Annotated in this window: 12 protein-coding genes; 4 read left to right on the top strand and 8 right to left on the bottom strand. The window is 60.4% G+C overall.

Features of this window, described 5'->3' with window-relative positions; genetic code table 11:
• The first annotated feature begins 130 nt into the window (after nucleotides 1-130).
• The 4 genes from CHH27_RS17415 to CHH27_RS17400 all read left to right on the top strand — a co-directional run bounded on the left by CHH27_RS17415 (nucleotide 131) and on the right by CHH27_RS17400 (nucleotide 4,015).
• Complete coding sequence (locus CHH27_RS17415; protein ID WP_094072705.1) at nucleotides 131-937, top strand: ABC transporter substrate-binding protein; 807 nt, start codon at nucleotides 131-133, stop codon at nucleotides 935-937.
• A 193-nt stretch (nucleotides 938-1,130) separates the two neighbouring features.
• A complete protein-coding gene (locus CHH27_RS17410; protein ID WP_094072704.1) occupies nucleotides 1,131-1,937 on the top strand; it encodes an ABC transporter substrate-binding protein in 807 nt (268 codons plus the stop codon).
• Nucleotides 1,938-2,182: 245 nt separating this feature from the next.
• Nucleotides 2,183-3,004, top strand: coding sequence for a response regulator (locus CHH27_RS17405; RefSeq protein WP_208988266.1), 822 nt, complete (start codon nucleotides 2,183-2,185; stop codon nucleotides 3,002-3,004).
• A gap of 186 nt (nucleotides 3,005-3,190) precedes the next feature.
• Nucleotides 3,191-4,015: a hypothetical protein gene (locus tag CHH27_RS17400; RefSeq protein WP_208988265.1), complete on the top strand. Its 825-nt coding sequence runs from the start codon at nucleotides 3,191-3,193 to the stop codon at nucleotides 4,013-4,015.
• Between the two features lie 143 nt (nucleotides 4,016-4,158).
• On the opposite strand, the gene CHH27_RS17395 is transcribed toward CHH27_RS17400, so the two are convergent.
• From CHH27_RS17395 to CHH27_RS17360, 8 genes are all read right to left on the bottom strand, one after another.
• Nucleotides 4,159-4,947 (bottom strand): crotonase/enoyl-CoA hydratase family protein, encoded by a 789-nt coding sequence (locus CHH27_RS17395; RefSeq protein ID WP_094072702.1) that lies wholly within the window; start codon nucleotides 4,945-4,947, stop codon nucleotides 4,159-4,161.
• Nucleotides 4,944-5,804, bottom strand: coding sequence for a hydroxymethylglutaryl-CoA lyase (locus CHH27_RS17390; protein WP_094072701.1), 861 nt, complete (start codon nucleotides 5,802-5,804; stop codon nucleotides 4,944-4,946). Before CHH27_RS17390 ends, CHH27_RS17395 begins: the two co-directional genes overlap by 4 nt.
• Nucleotides 5,805-5,946: 142 nt before the next feature.
• Nucleotides 5,947-7,575, bottom strand: a complete 1,629-nt coding sequence (locus CHH27_RS17385) for an acyl-CoA synthetase (protein WP_198338242.1) — start codon at nucleotides 7,573-7,575, stop codon at nucleotides 5,947-5,949.
• Complete coding sequence (locus tag CHH27_RS17380; protein WP_094072700.1) at nucleotides 7,562-9,556, bottom strand: acetyl/propionyl/methylcrotonyl-CoA carboxylase subunit alpha; 1,995 nt, start codon at nucleotides 9,554-9,556, stop codon at nucleotides 7,562-7,564. The genes CHH27_RS17385 and CHH27_RS17380 overlap by 14 nt, the downstream gene beginning before the upstream one ends.
• Complete coding sequence (locus CHH27_RS17375; RefSeq protein WP_094072699.1) at nucleotides 9,556-10,071, bottom strand: O-acetyl-ADP-ribose deacetylase; 516 nt, start codon at nucleotides 10,069-10,071, stop codon at nucleotides 9,556-9,558. The genes CHH27_RS17380 and CHH27_RS17375 overlap by 1 nt, the downstream gene beginning before the upstream one ends.
• Nucleotides 10,071-10,493, bottom strand: a complete 423-nt coding sequence (locus CHH27_RS17370) for an ASCH domain-containing protein (RefSeq protein ID WP_094072698.1) — start codon at nucleotides 10,491-10,493, stop codon at nucleotides 10,071-10,073. The genes CHH27_RS17375 and CHH27_RS17370 overlap by 1 nt, the downstream gene beginning before the upstream one ends.
• A 3-nt stretch (nucleotides 10,494-10,496) precedes the next feature.
• Nucleotides 10,497-12,104 (bottom strand): carboxyl transferase domain-containing protein, encoded by a 1,608-nt coding sequence (locus tag CHH27_RS17365; protein WP_094072697.1) that lies wholly within the window; start codon nucleotides 12,102-12,104, stop codon nucleotides 10,497-10,499.
• Nucleotides 12,101-12,748 carry a TetR/AcrR family transcriptional regulator gene (locus tag CHH27_RS17360; protein ID WP_094072696.1) on the bottom strand — a complete coding sequence of 216 codons (648 nt, stop codon included), beginning with the start codon at nucleotides 12,746-12,748 and terminating at the stop codon, nucleotides 12,101-12,103. Before CHH27_RS17360 ends, CHH27_RS17365 begins: the two co-directional genes overlap by 4 nt.
• Between the last annotated feature and the right edge of the window lie 158 nt (nucleotides 12,749-12,906).

Raw genomic sequence — 12,906 nt, 5'->3', positions numbered from 1 at the left:
CCTATCTTCCACGCTACGGAATTCCGCGCAGCTGTCGAGAGCTGAGGCGAGAACAGGCGCTTGAACAGGAACCCGGCGAAATCTTGTGAATGCTTCTTGAATGCCGATCTGACGCAGGGCAAGCTTGGACATGATTTTCAGATCCGCGCTCCGGCTCCAATCGCTGTTCATCCTGCTTTCCTGGCTTGTCGTTGTCGCATGCAAAGGGCAGGCCTTTGCCGCGGGTGAGATCCGCCTTCATCTCAGTTACCTGCCACACAGGCTGACGGAAGATGCCAGCCGGCAATACGCGCTTCTGGTTGAGGAACTGCTTGCTGGAGCAGATATCAGCGTCGACCGGCAACTGGCGCCGCTCAAACGCACCACGGCACTGTTCAAGGCCGATCCGGGGTCCTGCGTGTTTCCGGCGAATGTTGTTGCGCTCAATATGGGGGACAGGGCGTCAGAAGTTGTCGCGCTGGAGACCGTGGACATCGTTTCGGTGCGCCTCTACACCGCGCGTCAAAACAATGTCGGGGCAACGCTCGAGGACTTTGCACCCGAACGGGTCGGTTATATCCGGGGCTCAGGTGCGCTTCATCTCCTGGGACCGAACGCGGAGCGGTTTCGGGCAATCAATTCGGAAGAACAACTGATTTCCATGCTCGAACTTGGGCGCCTGGATGCCTTTCTGGGGCACCATCCGGACACGGCCCTGGCTCTGGACGATCTCGGAAAACCCGGCGCGCTTCACGCAACTGCACTGCCGTTCAAGAACCTTGAATTTCGGGTTTCGTTTGTCTGTCACGACAATGAGACCGGTGAGCGCTTCCTGAAGTCCATCAATCCGCGGATCCGAGAGCTGCGCCGCAGTGGCCGCCTGGAGCAAATCCTGGGTCCGCACGCAGACCTGTTCGAACCGGGGCCATCGGACGAAAACGGGCCTTTGATCAAGTAGGTCTCGGCGAATTGGCCGAAACTCCGCGTTTTACCGCAATCTCAACTGGACAAATCCGGAAGCTGACGTTACGGCGGCCAAAAACGAATGTCCGGTGTGCGACCAGGACAAAGAAGAAGTCCTGGGGCGCCTAGTTGCAAGCTGCCATTGAAGACAACTTGCAAGACACCGCTGCGAAAGGCAGACTTGGAACATGATCTTTGGCTTGGGCAAAGCGGGCTTCGGGCTCTTCTTGTCTTTTGTCTGGCTTGCCTGCCTGGCAACTGTTTCGACTGCACGTGCCGCAGACGAGGTCACGCTCTACCTCAATCAGCTGCCGCACCGGCTGGTCCCTGGCAGCGGCCGGCAATATGACGGCTTCCTCAAGGAACTGATGCAGGACATCGCCTTCGAGGTGTCGCCGAAGCCGGGCCCGCTGGTGCGGTCCAAGACGCGTTTCCTGAAGGATCCCTCCTCCTGTCTTTTCCCGACCAATATCAGGGCCCTGCGAATAGGCAGCAGAGCCGACACGTTGTTGCCCTCCGAGCAGGTCGACGTGGTTTCGCTGCGGCTTTACACGCGTATTGAAAGGCCGGGGGAGGTGGAAATCGGCGATTTTGCGCCGGAACGCGTTGGTTATATACGAGGGTCCGGGGCGGTCCAGCCCCTGGGGCCCAATGCAGACAGGTTTCTCGCAATCGATTCAGAACAACAACTGATCCGGATGCTTGAACTCAATCGCATCGATGCGTTTCTCGGCCACCACCCGGACACGGCGCTTGCGCTCGACGAGCTGAACAAACCGGATGCACTCCATGTCAGTCCGTTGCCGGTCAAGAACCTGCGCTTCAAGGTGACTTTCATCTGTCACGACACAGAGGCGGGCAGGACGTTCATAGAGGCTGTCAATCCGCTCATCCTGAAGATGCGCCTGGATGGCCGGCTGAGGGCCATTCTCGGTCCGCACGCCGAGTTCGGCTTGTCGGAGAGTGTGCAGGAAGACCGTCCGTTAACGGAGTAAGGTCTGAAGCGGAAAATTGGAAAAATTGACCGATTAGTCGGATTTCGAGCTAGTAGATTTTACTAAAACGATGCGGTTTGGTTGTTATTTCTTTCATGGTTGGTGTAATAATGTTCACGATCTTAGGTTGAAATTTGTATTACAAGTCGCGGTAACCAAAAATACACAATTGTTTAGCTATTCTGCTTGTCAATTTAGACAAGCCTCACAGCCTTGAGCGCGTGGTACCCAAGAGGTAAGAGACCTTGCTGCATAAAATGATCCGCGTTCTCGTCGCAGACGACAGCGCCATCGCGCGCGAAGTTGTCAACGAAGGCATCAAACCGCATCGGAACACCCGCTACATCGAAGTCGACAATGTTGACAATGGCCAGTCTGCGCTGGAGCTCCTGAAGCGCAAACAGGTTGATATCGCTTTTATCGATATCAACATGCCCGGGCTCAACGGTCCGGAAGTGGTTGCTGCCATGCGCGACACGAAATCGATCGACTGTCTCACGGTGGCCATGTCGAGCGATCTGGATGCACGGGCGGAGAATGTTTTCAAGCAGTTCGGCGCCTATCACTTCCTGCGCAAGCCGTTCAGGCAGGAAGACGTTTCCGAAGTTATCGCCACCTACATGACCATGACGACGACCTATCCGATCCTGATCGTCGACGACAGTGCGACCATGCGCAAGCTGACCCGGAAAATTCTGGAGAACAGCCGGTTCGATTTCGAGATTTCCGAAGCGGACAGCGCACAATCCGCCTTGCGCGCGCTGGCCTCCGGCAAGTTCAAACTGGTGCTGACCGATTTCCATATGCCGGGTATTGATGGCATCGAGCTGGCGGGTTCCATCCGGGACCTGTCCAGCAAGATCGGCATTTACATGATGTCGACCAACGAAACCTCCTATCTGGAGCGCTCAGCGGCCTTTGTCGGGATTTCAGGGTTCTTGAAAAAGCCCTTCAATGCAGACGACATTGACACGGTCATGCACGAGTTCCTGGAACTGGATACGCCGAAGTTCGGGAAGGTTCGTGACATGTTCAGCTTCATGGAACGCGAACGCAAAGCGTCCTGACCGGGCATCGATTGTTTCCAAATTGACCTAAAGTGTTCCGGCTGCAGTTTGCGGCTTGGTTACATTGATTTTGGATAGTTTGAACGTTTGCTTGATTTGAGCAGGCCCAGTTGATTCAATAGAAGAATCAGGAAATCTCCCTTTAGTTCGTATCGGTTTTACCTGTTTGAACGCATGGAGAGCGGTGTGGGCAAAACAGCTAAACTTGAATTTGTTCGTCGGGTGTTGCCGCTCTGTCTGAGCGTTCTCGGCATTGTCGGCGGATATTTTTTCATGTCCGTGCTGAGCAGCTTGCTCTGTCTGGTTGCGGCGGGGGGTATCTATGCGGCCTTGCCACGGCCGAAAGCACCGTCAGGGGCCGTCAAGCCGGTCTGCGAGCCTTCGGTCGTCACGCTTGACGCCATTGGCATGGTTCTCGGCATCGTGTTCTTTTCCATCGCGCTGATCGGCATGAGCGCCTGGGGCGGAGCGGCTGCCCTTGCGGCCCTGATCTGTCTCGGCCCGGCATCACTTTCGCTGGTGCTGTTCACTGTTGCCGTTCGCCAGGAAACCTCCTGGGTCCGTTTCCTGAGCAACGGCTTCGAATTTACCCAGTTCGGTCTCAAGGTCCGGGTGATGTATGAGGATCTGAAGACCATCGACGTCCGGCAATGGGAAGCTTCGGGCTGGGTGGCCTGGTTTCAGTCGACAATCGGCTCCAGCGGGCCACGGTCGGCCGTTCTTCTGAATGGTGCTCAAAGCACCAAGACGCTGGTGTTCAAGCGCAGCGACGGGGCCAAGTTCACAATCTCGTCCGAACTCGTCCCCGATCTGCAGCGGGTTCTGATCAATATCGACCGGGCCGGGGTCGAGCTGCCGGACGTGATCAGCGATTATCAGCGCAAGAAGATCCGCCAGCGCCGCGAGCGCATGTATGGCGGACCGGAGCGGGAACCTCCGGTTTCGGAAGAAAAGCAGGTGGCGCGCATTGCCGCACTGATCGAGCATGCAAGGCGCAGTGCGGGGCAGTAAGCCCCGGTGACCTGTGCGACCGGATCGCGCTTTTCCAGGGCTTTCTTAAACTCCACAGCTTTTGCGGATGACGCCGGCGCAATGCGGTGCCTCCTCAAGAGGGTGACTGGCTTTTCCGCTACCGCCGCACCGTTGGGGTATCGCTACTTCACCACCCAGTCCGGTTTGCGCTTCTCGAAGAAGGCCGAGATGCCCTCTCGGGCTTCCGGCGTCTCCCAGGTGTCGGCGAGACGGCGGATGGTGTCGTCGATGACCGCATCGGTGATCGGTGTGCCGAGACTGCGGGCAAGCGCCTTGGAGGCGGCGACCGCCGCCGGCGCTGCGCCGAGATAGGGTTTGATTTCCGCCTCGATCGCGCCATCGAGCTCATGTTCGCTGACCACCTTCGCGGCAAGATCCAGATCCCTGGCTTCGTCTGCTCCGAAGATCCGCGCCGACATGAAGACGCGGCGCGCCTTGCCTTCTCCCATCCGGGCCAGAACGTAAGGGCTGATGGTTGCGGGGATAAGGCCAAGTCGGACTTCTGTCAGGCCGAATTTGGCGCTGTCGACCGCGACCACGGTGTCACAGACACTCATCATGCCAATGCCGCCACCAAAGGCTTGTCCCTGAACGCGGCCGATCAACGGTTTGGGCAACTCGTTCAGGGCTTTCAGCATCATGGCGAGCTTGCGGGCCTCTGCCATGCGTGTTTCGCGGCCGGCCTCGAACTGTTCGCGCATCCAGCCGAGATCGCCTCCGGCGCAGAAGCTGGCGCCGGCCCCCGTCAGAACAACCACGCGCACTGCATCGTCGGCGCCAAGTTGCGCGGCAGCCCGGGTAAGCTCGTCGATCATCTGCGCTGAAAGGGAATTGTGTTTGTCCGGCCTGTTGAGCGTCAGCGTGGCCACGCCGCGCGGGTCGGTTGCAAGAGTCAGGGTTTCAAAGCTCATGCGTCCACGCTCCTCAAGGTCTTCGCGAATTCGGCGACTTCAGACAGGAGATCCCGCTTGAGGCCGGTTTCGAAACCTTTCTCGACAAGCAGGTCAACGACAGCCTCGGTTGCCACATTGCCTTTGGCGCCTGGCGCATAGGGGCACCCTCCCAGACCGCCAATGGCGCTGTCGAAGGTTCGAACGCCTTTTTCCAGACTGACGGAAATGTTGTCCAGGGCCCGGCCCTTGGTGTCGTGATAGTGGCCGGCAAGCTTGTCCGCCGGGACCACCTCCAGCACGGCATCCAGCATACGGGCAATTGTGTCCGGAGTGCCGGCTCCGATCGTGTCCCCGAGCGAAATCTCGTAACAGCCCAGTTCGAACAGAAGGCCAGCCACCTCGGCCACTTTCTCCGGTGGCGTCGGGCCGTCATAGGGACAGTCGGTGACACAGGACACATATCCGCGCACGGGCATGTCGTCCTGCTGGGCCTTCTCCAGAAGCGGTTTGAACCGTTCGATGCTTTCCGCCACGGAGCAGTTGATGTTCTTCTTCGAAAACCCTTCGGAGGCAGAGCCAAAGATCGCGACTTCGTCAACGGAGGCCCGGCGTGCCGCCGTATAGCCCTTCACGTTGGGCGTCAGGGCCGTGTAGACCACCGCCGGGTGCCGATAGATCCCTTCCATCACCTCTAGAGCGTCGGCCATCTGGGGCACCCATTTGGGGCTGACGAAGCTGGTCACCTCGATCTTGCGAAAACCGCAGGCGGACAGGCGGTCGACGAGCTCGATCTTCTGCGCGGTCGGCACAAACAGTTTTTCGTTCTGCAGGCCGTCGCGGGGACCCATTTCAAAAAGGGTGACAAAATCGGACATGTTGTTCTGCTCTGAGTTCTCGTGAGGCAAGTTGTGCTTGCGGTGATTTGTCTTCCCGGTCCGGTCCAGGGCGACCAGTCGAGTACTGGCATTTGCTGTGCCCCCTCCTTCGCGGGGATGACAAAGGGGCGGCCTGCACCTGCTATTCCCCTTCCGCCCTGGCGCGGAGTTCTCGCCGGATCACCTTACCGGTGGTGGTGAGTGGCAGGGCGTCGACAAATTCGACTTCGCGCGGATATTCGTGCGCTGCAAGGCGTGTCTTGACGAAAGACGCGATCTCCTTGGCAAGGTCCTCGCTGCCTTCGAGCCCGCTTTTCAGGACAATATAGGCCTTGACGATTTCGGTGCGCTGTTCATCCGGTTTGCCGACGACACCAGCCATGGCAACGGCCGGATGACGGATCAGGCAATCCTCGATTTCCCCAGGTCCGATGCGATAGCCGGACGACGTGATGACATCGTCGTCCCGGCCGACAAACCGGATCCAGCCGTCCGCATCCTTCATGCCGGTGTCGCCGGTCAACAGCCAGTCGCCGGCAAACTTCTTCTGCGTCGCCTCCATGTTGTTCCAGTAATTCAGGAACATCACCGGATCGGGCCGTTTCACGGCGATATTGCCGAGTGTGTCTGCAGGCAGTTCCTCTCCGGCGTCATTGACAACGCTGACGTTGTGACCTGGCACGGGTCGTCCCATGATGCCCGGGCGGGCGTCCATCAAGCCAGCGCAACTGGAGACAATCATGTTGCACTCGGTCTGGCCGTAGAATTCGTTGATCGTCAGGCCGAAGGTTTTCCGGCCCCAGTCGATCAGTTCGGCGCCGAGGGTTTCTCCACCTGAAGCAACGGATCGCAGGTCCAGCTGCCAACGGGATTCGGGTGCGTCCAGCTGGCGCATCATCTTCAGCGCGGTCGGCGGCAGGAACGTGTTGCGGATCTTCTGATCCTGCAAAAACTGGAAGGCGGCTTCGGCCGTGAATTTCCTGAACCGGCAGGCAACCACCGGAACGCCCAGATAGAGCGCGGGCATGAGCACATCAAGCAGACCGCCGATCCAGGCCCAGTCGGCCGGTGTCCAGATACGGTCGCCGGGCTGGCCCAGGAAATCATGGCTCATCTCAACACCGGGCAGGTGGCCGAGCAGCACCCGATGGCCGTGCAGCGCTCCCTTGGGCTGACCGGTCGTGCCGGACGTGTAGATGATAATGGCGGGATCGTTCGGGGCCGTGTCGAAGGCGCGGAAAGTGTCTTCATGCCCTGCCATGTGGCTTGCCAGATCCTGGGCGGCACCATCTTCGCCATCGACGCAGAAGACTGTCGAGAGATCCGGCAGCCTGTCCCTCAAGGAGGCCAGTTTGGCGGCGCCTGCAAGATCGGTGATCACGACCTTGGCGCCGGAATCTTTCAGCCGGTACTCGAGTGCCTCCTCGCCGAACAGCGTGAACAGCGGGATCGTTACCGCGCCGAGTTTCAGAGCTGCAATATGCGCATAGGCGGTTTCTGGGCGCTGCGGCAGCAGCACGCCGATGCGGTCGCCGGGCAATACGCCCCGGCTCGTCAGAAGATTGGCGAGCTGGCTGGAAAGGCGGCCGAGGTCCGCGTAGCTGTAGCGTGCGGTGTCGCCGTCTTCGTCGACAAACACCAGCGCTTCGCGCTCCGGTTCCCGCTCCGCCCAGTCGTCGCAGATGGCAACGCCGATGTTGAAGCGTTCGGGAATGTCCCAGGAGAACCTGGAGACAAGTGCGTCGTAGCTCGTTGCCTCAGGCAGCAGCATCGCTTTCCTCCGCCATTGCCAGCAGGATGGTGCCATCGGTGACCTGCTCGCCCTCAGCGACGAGAACTTCGCCGATGGTGCCGTCGCGCGGAGCTTTCAGCGTGTGCTCCATTTTCATGGCTTCCAGGATGACCAGCGGCTGGTCCTTGGTGACGGTGTCACCAGCCCTGGCGGAGAGCACCTTGACGAGCCCTGGCATGGGCGCGACCAGCTGGTCGCCGGCACCACCGGCTTCTTCATCCGTGCTGAGCGCATCCGGCAGTGCAACCGGGAAGGCGTGGCCGTCGAGAAAGACGGTGAGGCCTTTCCGTCCTGCGGTGACGACAGCACGGGCGCGGTGGCCGGCACATTCATAAGTGATCGCACCGGCCGAGACGTCGATCAGCGTGTAGTCCCGCGCGCCGTCTTCCAGATGGACGGTGAACCGCCGGTTGCCACGGGCATGGACTTCGACATCGCGCCGCTCGCCACCGATCTCCAGGAGAGCAAACTGGCGTGATGCGCTCCAGATGCGCCAGCCGCCAAGTGTCTCGAACGGATCGGCACCCGGCGCCGGCTTCGTGAGGCCTAGCGCGGTCAAGGCGGCAAGGGAAACGGCATCTTCCGGCATGGCCGGTTCTTCGATCAGGCTGTCCAGGTCCCGGTCGATCAAACCTGTGTCGACATCGCCCTTCGCAAAACCTTCATGGCGGCACAGCGCAGCCAGGAACCCGGCATTGGTGACACAGCCTGCAACCTCCGTTGCCTCCAGGCTGGCCAGCAGCTTGCCGAGGGCGGCCTCGCGGGTCGGGCCGTGGACAATCACCTTCGCGATCATCGGGTCGTAGTAAGGCGTGATCTCGTCACCGGAGCGTACGCCGCTATCGACCCTTGCGCTGGTTTCCGGCAGGGCGAGGTGCTCTAGCGTGCCGATGGCCGGCAGGAAGCCCTTGGGCGCGTCTTCCGCGTAGAGCCGGGCCTCGAAGGCCCAGCCGCTGAAGGACAGCTCGTCCTGGGTCTTTGGCAAGGGTTCACCGGATGCCACGCGCAACTGCCATTCGACCAGGTCCTCGCCTGTGATCATCTCGGTGACCGGATGTTCCACCTGAAGGCGGGTGTTCATCTCCATGAAATAGAACCGGTCGGAGCGCAGCCCTTCGGAAACATCGGCGATGAATTCGATCGTGCCGGCGCCGGAATAGTCAATCGCCTTGGCCGCCTTGACGGCGGCGTCGCCCATGGCTGTGCGCATTTCTTCCGGCATATCGGGCGCAGGGGCTTCCTCGATCACCTTCTGGTGGCGGCGCTGCAGGGAACAGTCCCGTTCAAACAGATGCACCGCGTTGCCGTGGCTATCGCCAAAAACCTGGATCTCGATGTGGCGCGGCTTGGTGAGATACTTCTCGATCAGGACCCGGCCGTCGCCGAAACTGGCTTCGCCTTCGCGTTGTGCCCCCTGAAGTGCATCGGCAAAATCCTTTGGATCGTCGACACGGCGCATGCCCTTGCCACCGCCACCGGCGCGGGCCTTGATCAGAACCGGGTAACCGATCTTGTCGGCTTCAGCTTTCAGGAAGTCAGGGTCCTGGTTGTCGCCGTGGTAACCGGGCACGACGGGAACGCCGGCCTCGACCATCAGCGCCTTGGCGGCATCCTTCAAACCCATGGCGCGGATCGACTTGGCGCTCGGGCCGATAAAGGTTATGCCGGCCTGTTCCAGCGCATCGACGAAATCGGGGTTTTCCGACAGGAACCCATAACCCGGATGCACGGCCTCGGCGCCGCTCTTGCGGCAAACCTCGATGATCGTGTCGATTTTCAGATAACTCTCGGCAACCGGGGCCGGGCCGATGCGAAAGGCTTCGTCGGCCATGGCGACATGCTTGGCGCCGGCATCGGCATCCGAATAGACGGCGACGGTCTTGATGCCGAGATCCCGGGCGGTGGCCATGACCCGGCAGGCGATCTCGCCGCGGTTGGCAATGAGGATTTTCTTGAACATCAGTTGTCCGCCCTCCCGAGCGCGTTTTTCAGATGGTCGTGGCTTGCCGTGTCAAAGGCAACCAGAGTGACGGTTTCGATATCCGGCAGATCGCCGAGCGTGTGCCGGACCGTCGAAACGGCAATTTCCGCTGCCTGGTCGGCCGGATAGCCATAAATGCCGGTCGAGATGGCCGGAAAGGCCACGGTCTTGCAGCTGTTTTCCGATGCCAGGCGCAGGCTGTTTTCGTAGCAGCTGGTCAGAAGATCCCGCTCTCCCTCGCTGCCGCCGCGCCAGACCGGTCCGACGGTATGGATGATGAACCTGGCTGGCAGTCGATAGCCTTTGGTAATCTTGGCTTGACCGGTTTTGCACCCGCCCAGCAGCCTGCACTCATGAACAAGTTCCGGACCGGCCGCGCGATGGATTGCACCATCGACCCCGCCGCCGCCGAGCAGCGAGGAATTGGCGGCGTTGACAATGGCATCAACGTCGAGCCGGGTGATGTCGCCTATATTTGTTTCGATCCGGCTCATCAGCTGGCCTCCACATTCAGGTGTTCAATGACCCTGAAGCGTTCGCAGACAAGTTCCATTTCCGGATCAAAGCCGCCATTGCGCTCGAAAAAGGCCTGATGATCCCGTTGCCAGCCGGCAAGGTCCTCGTTTTCACCCTCCGCCAGTGCGAAGACCTCCGTCACATCGCAATAGCGCGTGATTGTGACCTCCAGTGTCTCGATGACCAGGGCCGGCGACCCGTCCCAGTTGAGGGCAATGTCCCGTCTGCCAACAACGGGCATGGCTTCGCCGCCTTCCTGGAAATCTCTCAGAGCGCCGCAGGTGGCCGTTTTCCTGCCGGACCGGACAAGTGCGATCAGCTGAGCGCTCAGCTCCGGACCGTCACCGAACTTGAAGGTCTCGGCCCCTGGGTATTTCTGTTTGAGCTCGTCGATCGACATGGTTCACATCCGGAACAGGCCGAAGCGGGTGTCCTCGATCGGCGCGTTCAGCGCGGCCGAGAGCGACAGGCCGAGAATGTCACGGGTCTTGCGCGGATCGACGATGCCGTCATCCCAGAGGCGGGCGGTGGCGTAAAGCGGATGGCCCTGCGCCTCGAACTGGTCGATGATCGGCTTCTTGAAGGCCTGTTCTTCATCCGTCGACCAGGAGCCGCCCTTGCGTTCGATACCGTCGCGGCGGACGGTGGCAAGAACACCGGCGGCCTGTTCGCCGCCCATCACGGAGATGCGTGAATTCGGCCAGGTCCACAGGAAACGCGGCGAATAGGCCCGGCCGCACATGCCGTAATTGCCGGCACCGAACGATCCGCCGACCAGCATGGTGATCTTGGGAACGGACGTGGTGGCGACTGCTGTCACCAGCTTGGCACCGTCCTTGGCAATGCCGCCGCTTTCATATTTGCGTCCGACCATGAAGCCGGTGATGTTCTGAAGGAAGACCAGCGGCACCTTGCGCTGGGAGCAGAGCTCGACGAAATGAGCACCCTTCACCGCACTTTCTGAAAAGAGAACGCCATTGTTGGCGATGATGCCGACCGGCATGCCGTGGATATGGGCAAAACCGCAGACCAGGGTCGTGCCGTACCGGGCCTTGAACTCATCGAACCGGGAGCCATCGACCGTGCGGGCGATGACCTCGCGGATGTCATAAGGGGTTTTCAGGTCTGCTGGCACAACCCCGAGGATTTCCTCCGGATCGTAGAGCGGGTCTTCCGGGCTCTGCAGGGCAACGGAAGAGATCTTGCTGCGATTGAGGCTGGCAATGGCGCGGCGGGCGAGCGCTAGCGCATGGGCATCGTCGCGGGCCAGGTGATCGGCCACGCCGGACAGCCTTGTGTGGACGTCGCCGCCCCCCAGATCCTCGGCAGTGACTTCTTCGCCGGTGGCAGCCTTTACCAAGGGGGGACCCGCCAGGAAGATGGTGCCCTGGTTCTTGACGATGATCGTTTCGTCGGACATGGCCGGCACATAGGCGCCCCCGGCCGTGCAGGAGCCCATGACGACGGCGATCTGGGCAATGCCCTTGGCCGACATGTTGGCCTGATTGTAGAAGATGCGGCCGAAATGATCCCTGTCCGGGAAGACCTCGTCCTGGTTGGGCAGGTTGGCGCCGCCTGAATCCACCAGATAGATGCAGGGCAGGTTGTTTTCCTGCGCAATCTCCTGGGCACGCAGGTGTTTCTTGACCGACATCGGATAATAGGTGCCGCCCTTGACGGTGGCGTCATTGGCCAGGATCATCACCTCCTGGCCCTCGACCCGGCCAATGCCGGCAATCATGCCGGCCGCCGGGGCAGCGCCCTCGTACATGTCGTGCGCGGCCAGCATGCCGACTTCCAGAAACGGAGAGCCCGGATCCAGCAGCCGCGAGACGCGTTCACGCGGCAGGATCTTGCCCCGGGAGACGTGGCGCTGGCGGGCGTTTTCGCCGCCACCGTCAAGCGCGGTCTGCGCGGCCGCCTTGACCTGATCCATGGCAGCTTCATGCGCGGCCCTGTTGGCGGCGAATTGTTCGGATTTGGGCGAAAGGCTCGATTTCAGGATGCTCATGTCATCCGGTCTCCCGTCAAGGGTGGTGTGGCGCCAGGCGCAACGGCCTTGCGCGCCAGCTCAAGATAAATGTCTTCGATGTCGTGCTTGGCGAGGCGGCCGCCTTCGCGGTACCAGTTGGGGATGCCGGTCAGCATGGCGATGATGGCGCGCGTTGCGACCTTCGGCTCGGTGACCGCATAGCGGCCACGGGCTGCGCCGTCCTGCAGGATACCGGTCAGGATCGCCTCGTAGCGACGCCTTTCAGCCTCGACCAGATCGAAATTGTCCGGTTCCAGGTTGCGCAGCTCCATATAGGAGATGAAGACCTCGTCCGTCTTTTCCAGGTGATAACGGATGTGGAAGCGCACGAACCGCTCCAGCGGGTCCATCTTTTCCGGAAAGTCGGCGCTGTCCCAGGCCTGAAGCAGGTCGGCCATGTGGGACAGCATCAGGTCCTTCAGGATGTCCTGTTTGGTCGGGAAGTGATTGTAGAGCGCGCCGGGACGAACGCCGACATCGGCAGCGATTTCCCGCATGGAAACGGCTGCATAGCCAGATGCGGCAAAGCGTTTCAACGCTGCCTTGCGCACACGTGCGGCCGTCTCCAGCCCTTTCGGGCGGGATGCTCCGCGTGGCTGCGCCTTGGCTGCATTGCTGATCATCTGGCTCCTCCGTGATCAGTAAAGTAAATGAACGATCATTCATTTACAAGTGTCTTTTTCAAGAATGGAGGGGTCAGATCAAAGAATGGCTTGCGGAGACGGGGCAGTGTCAAAAAACTTACATGGATAATCTGTTCACAGTCGTGCGAGCGTTTCGC

It is taken from the genome of Labrenzia sp. VG12, from assembly GCF_002237595.1.
Taxonomy (GTDB): Bacteria; Pseudomonadota; Alphaproteobacteria; order Rhizobiales; family Stappiaceae; genus Roseibium.
This window is presented reverse-complemented; position numbering and strand designations above follow the sequence as displayed.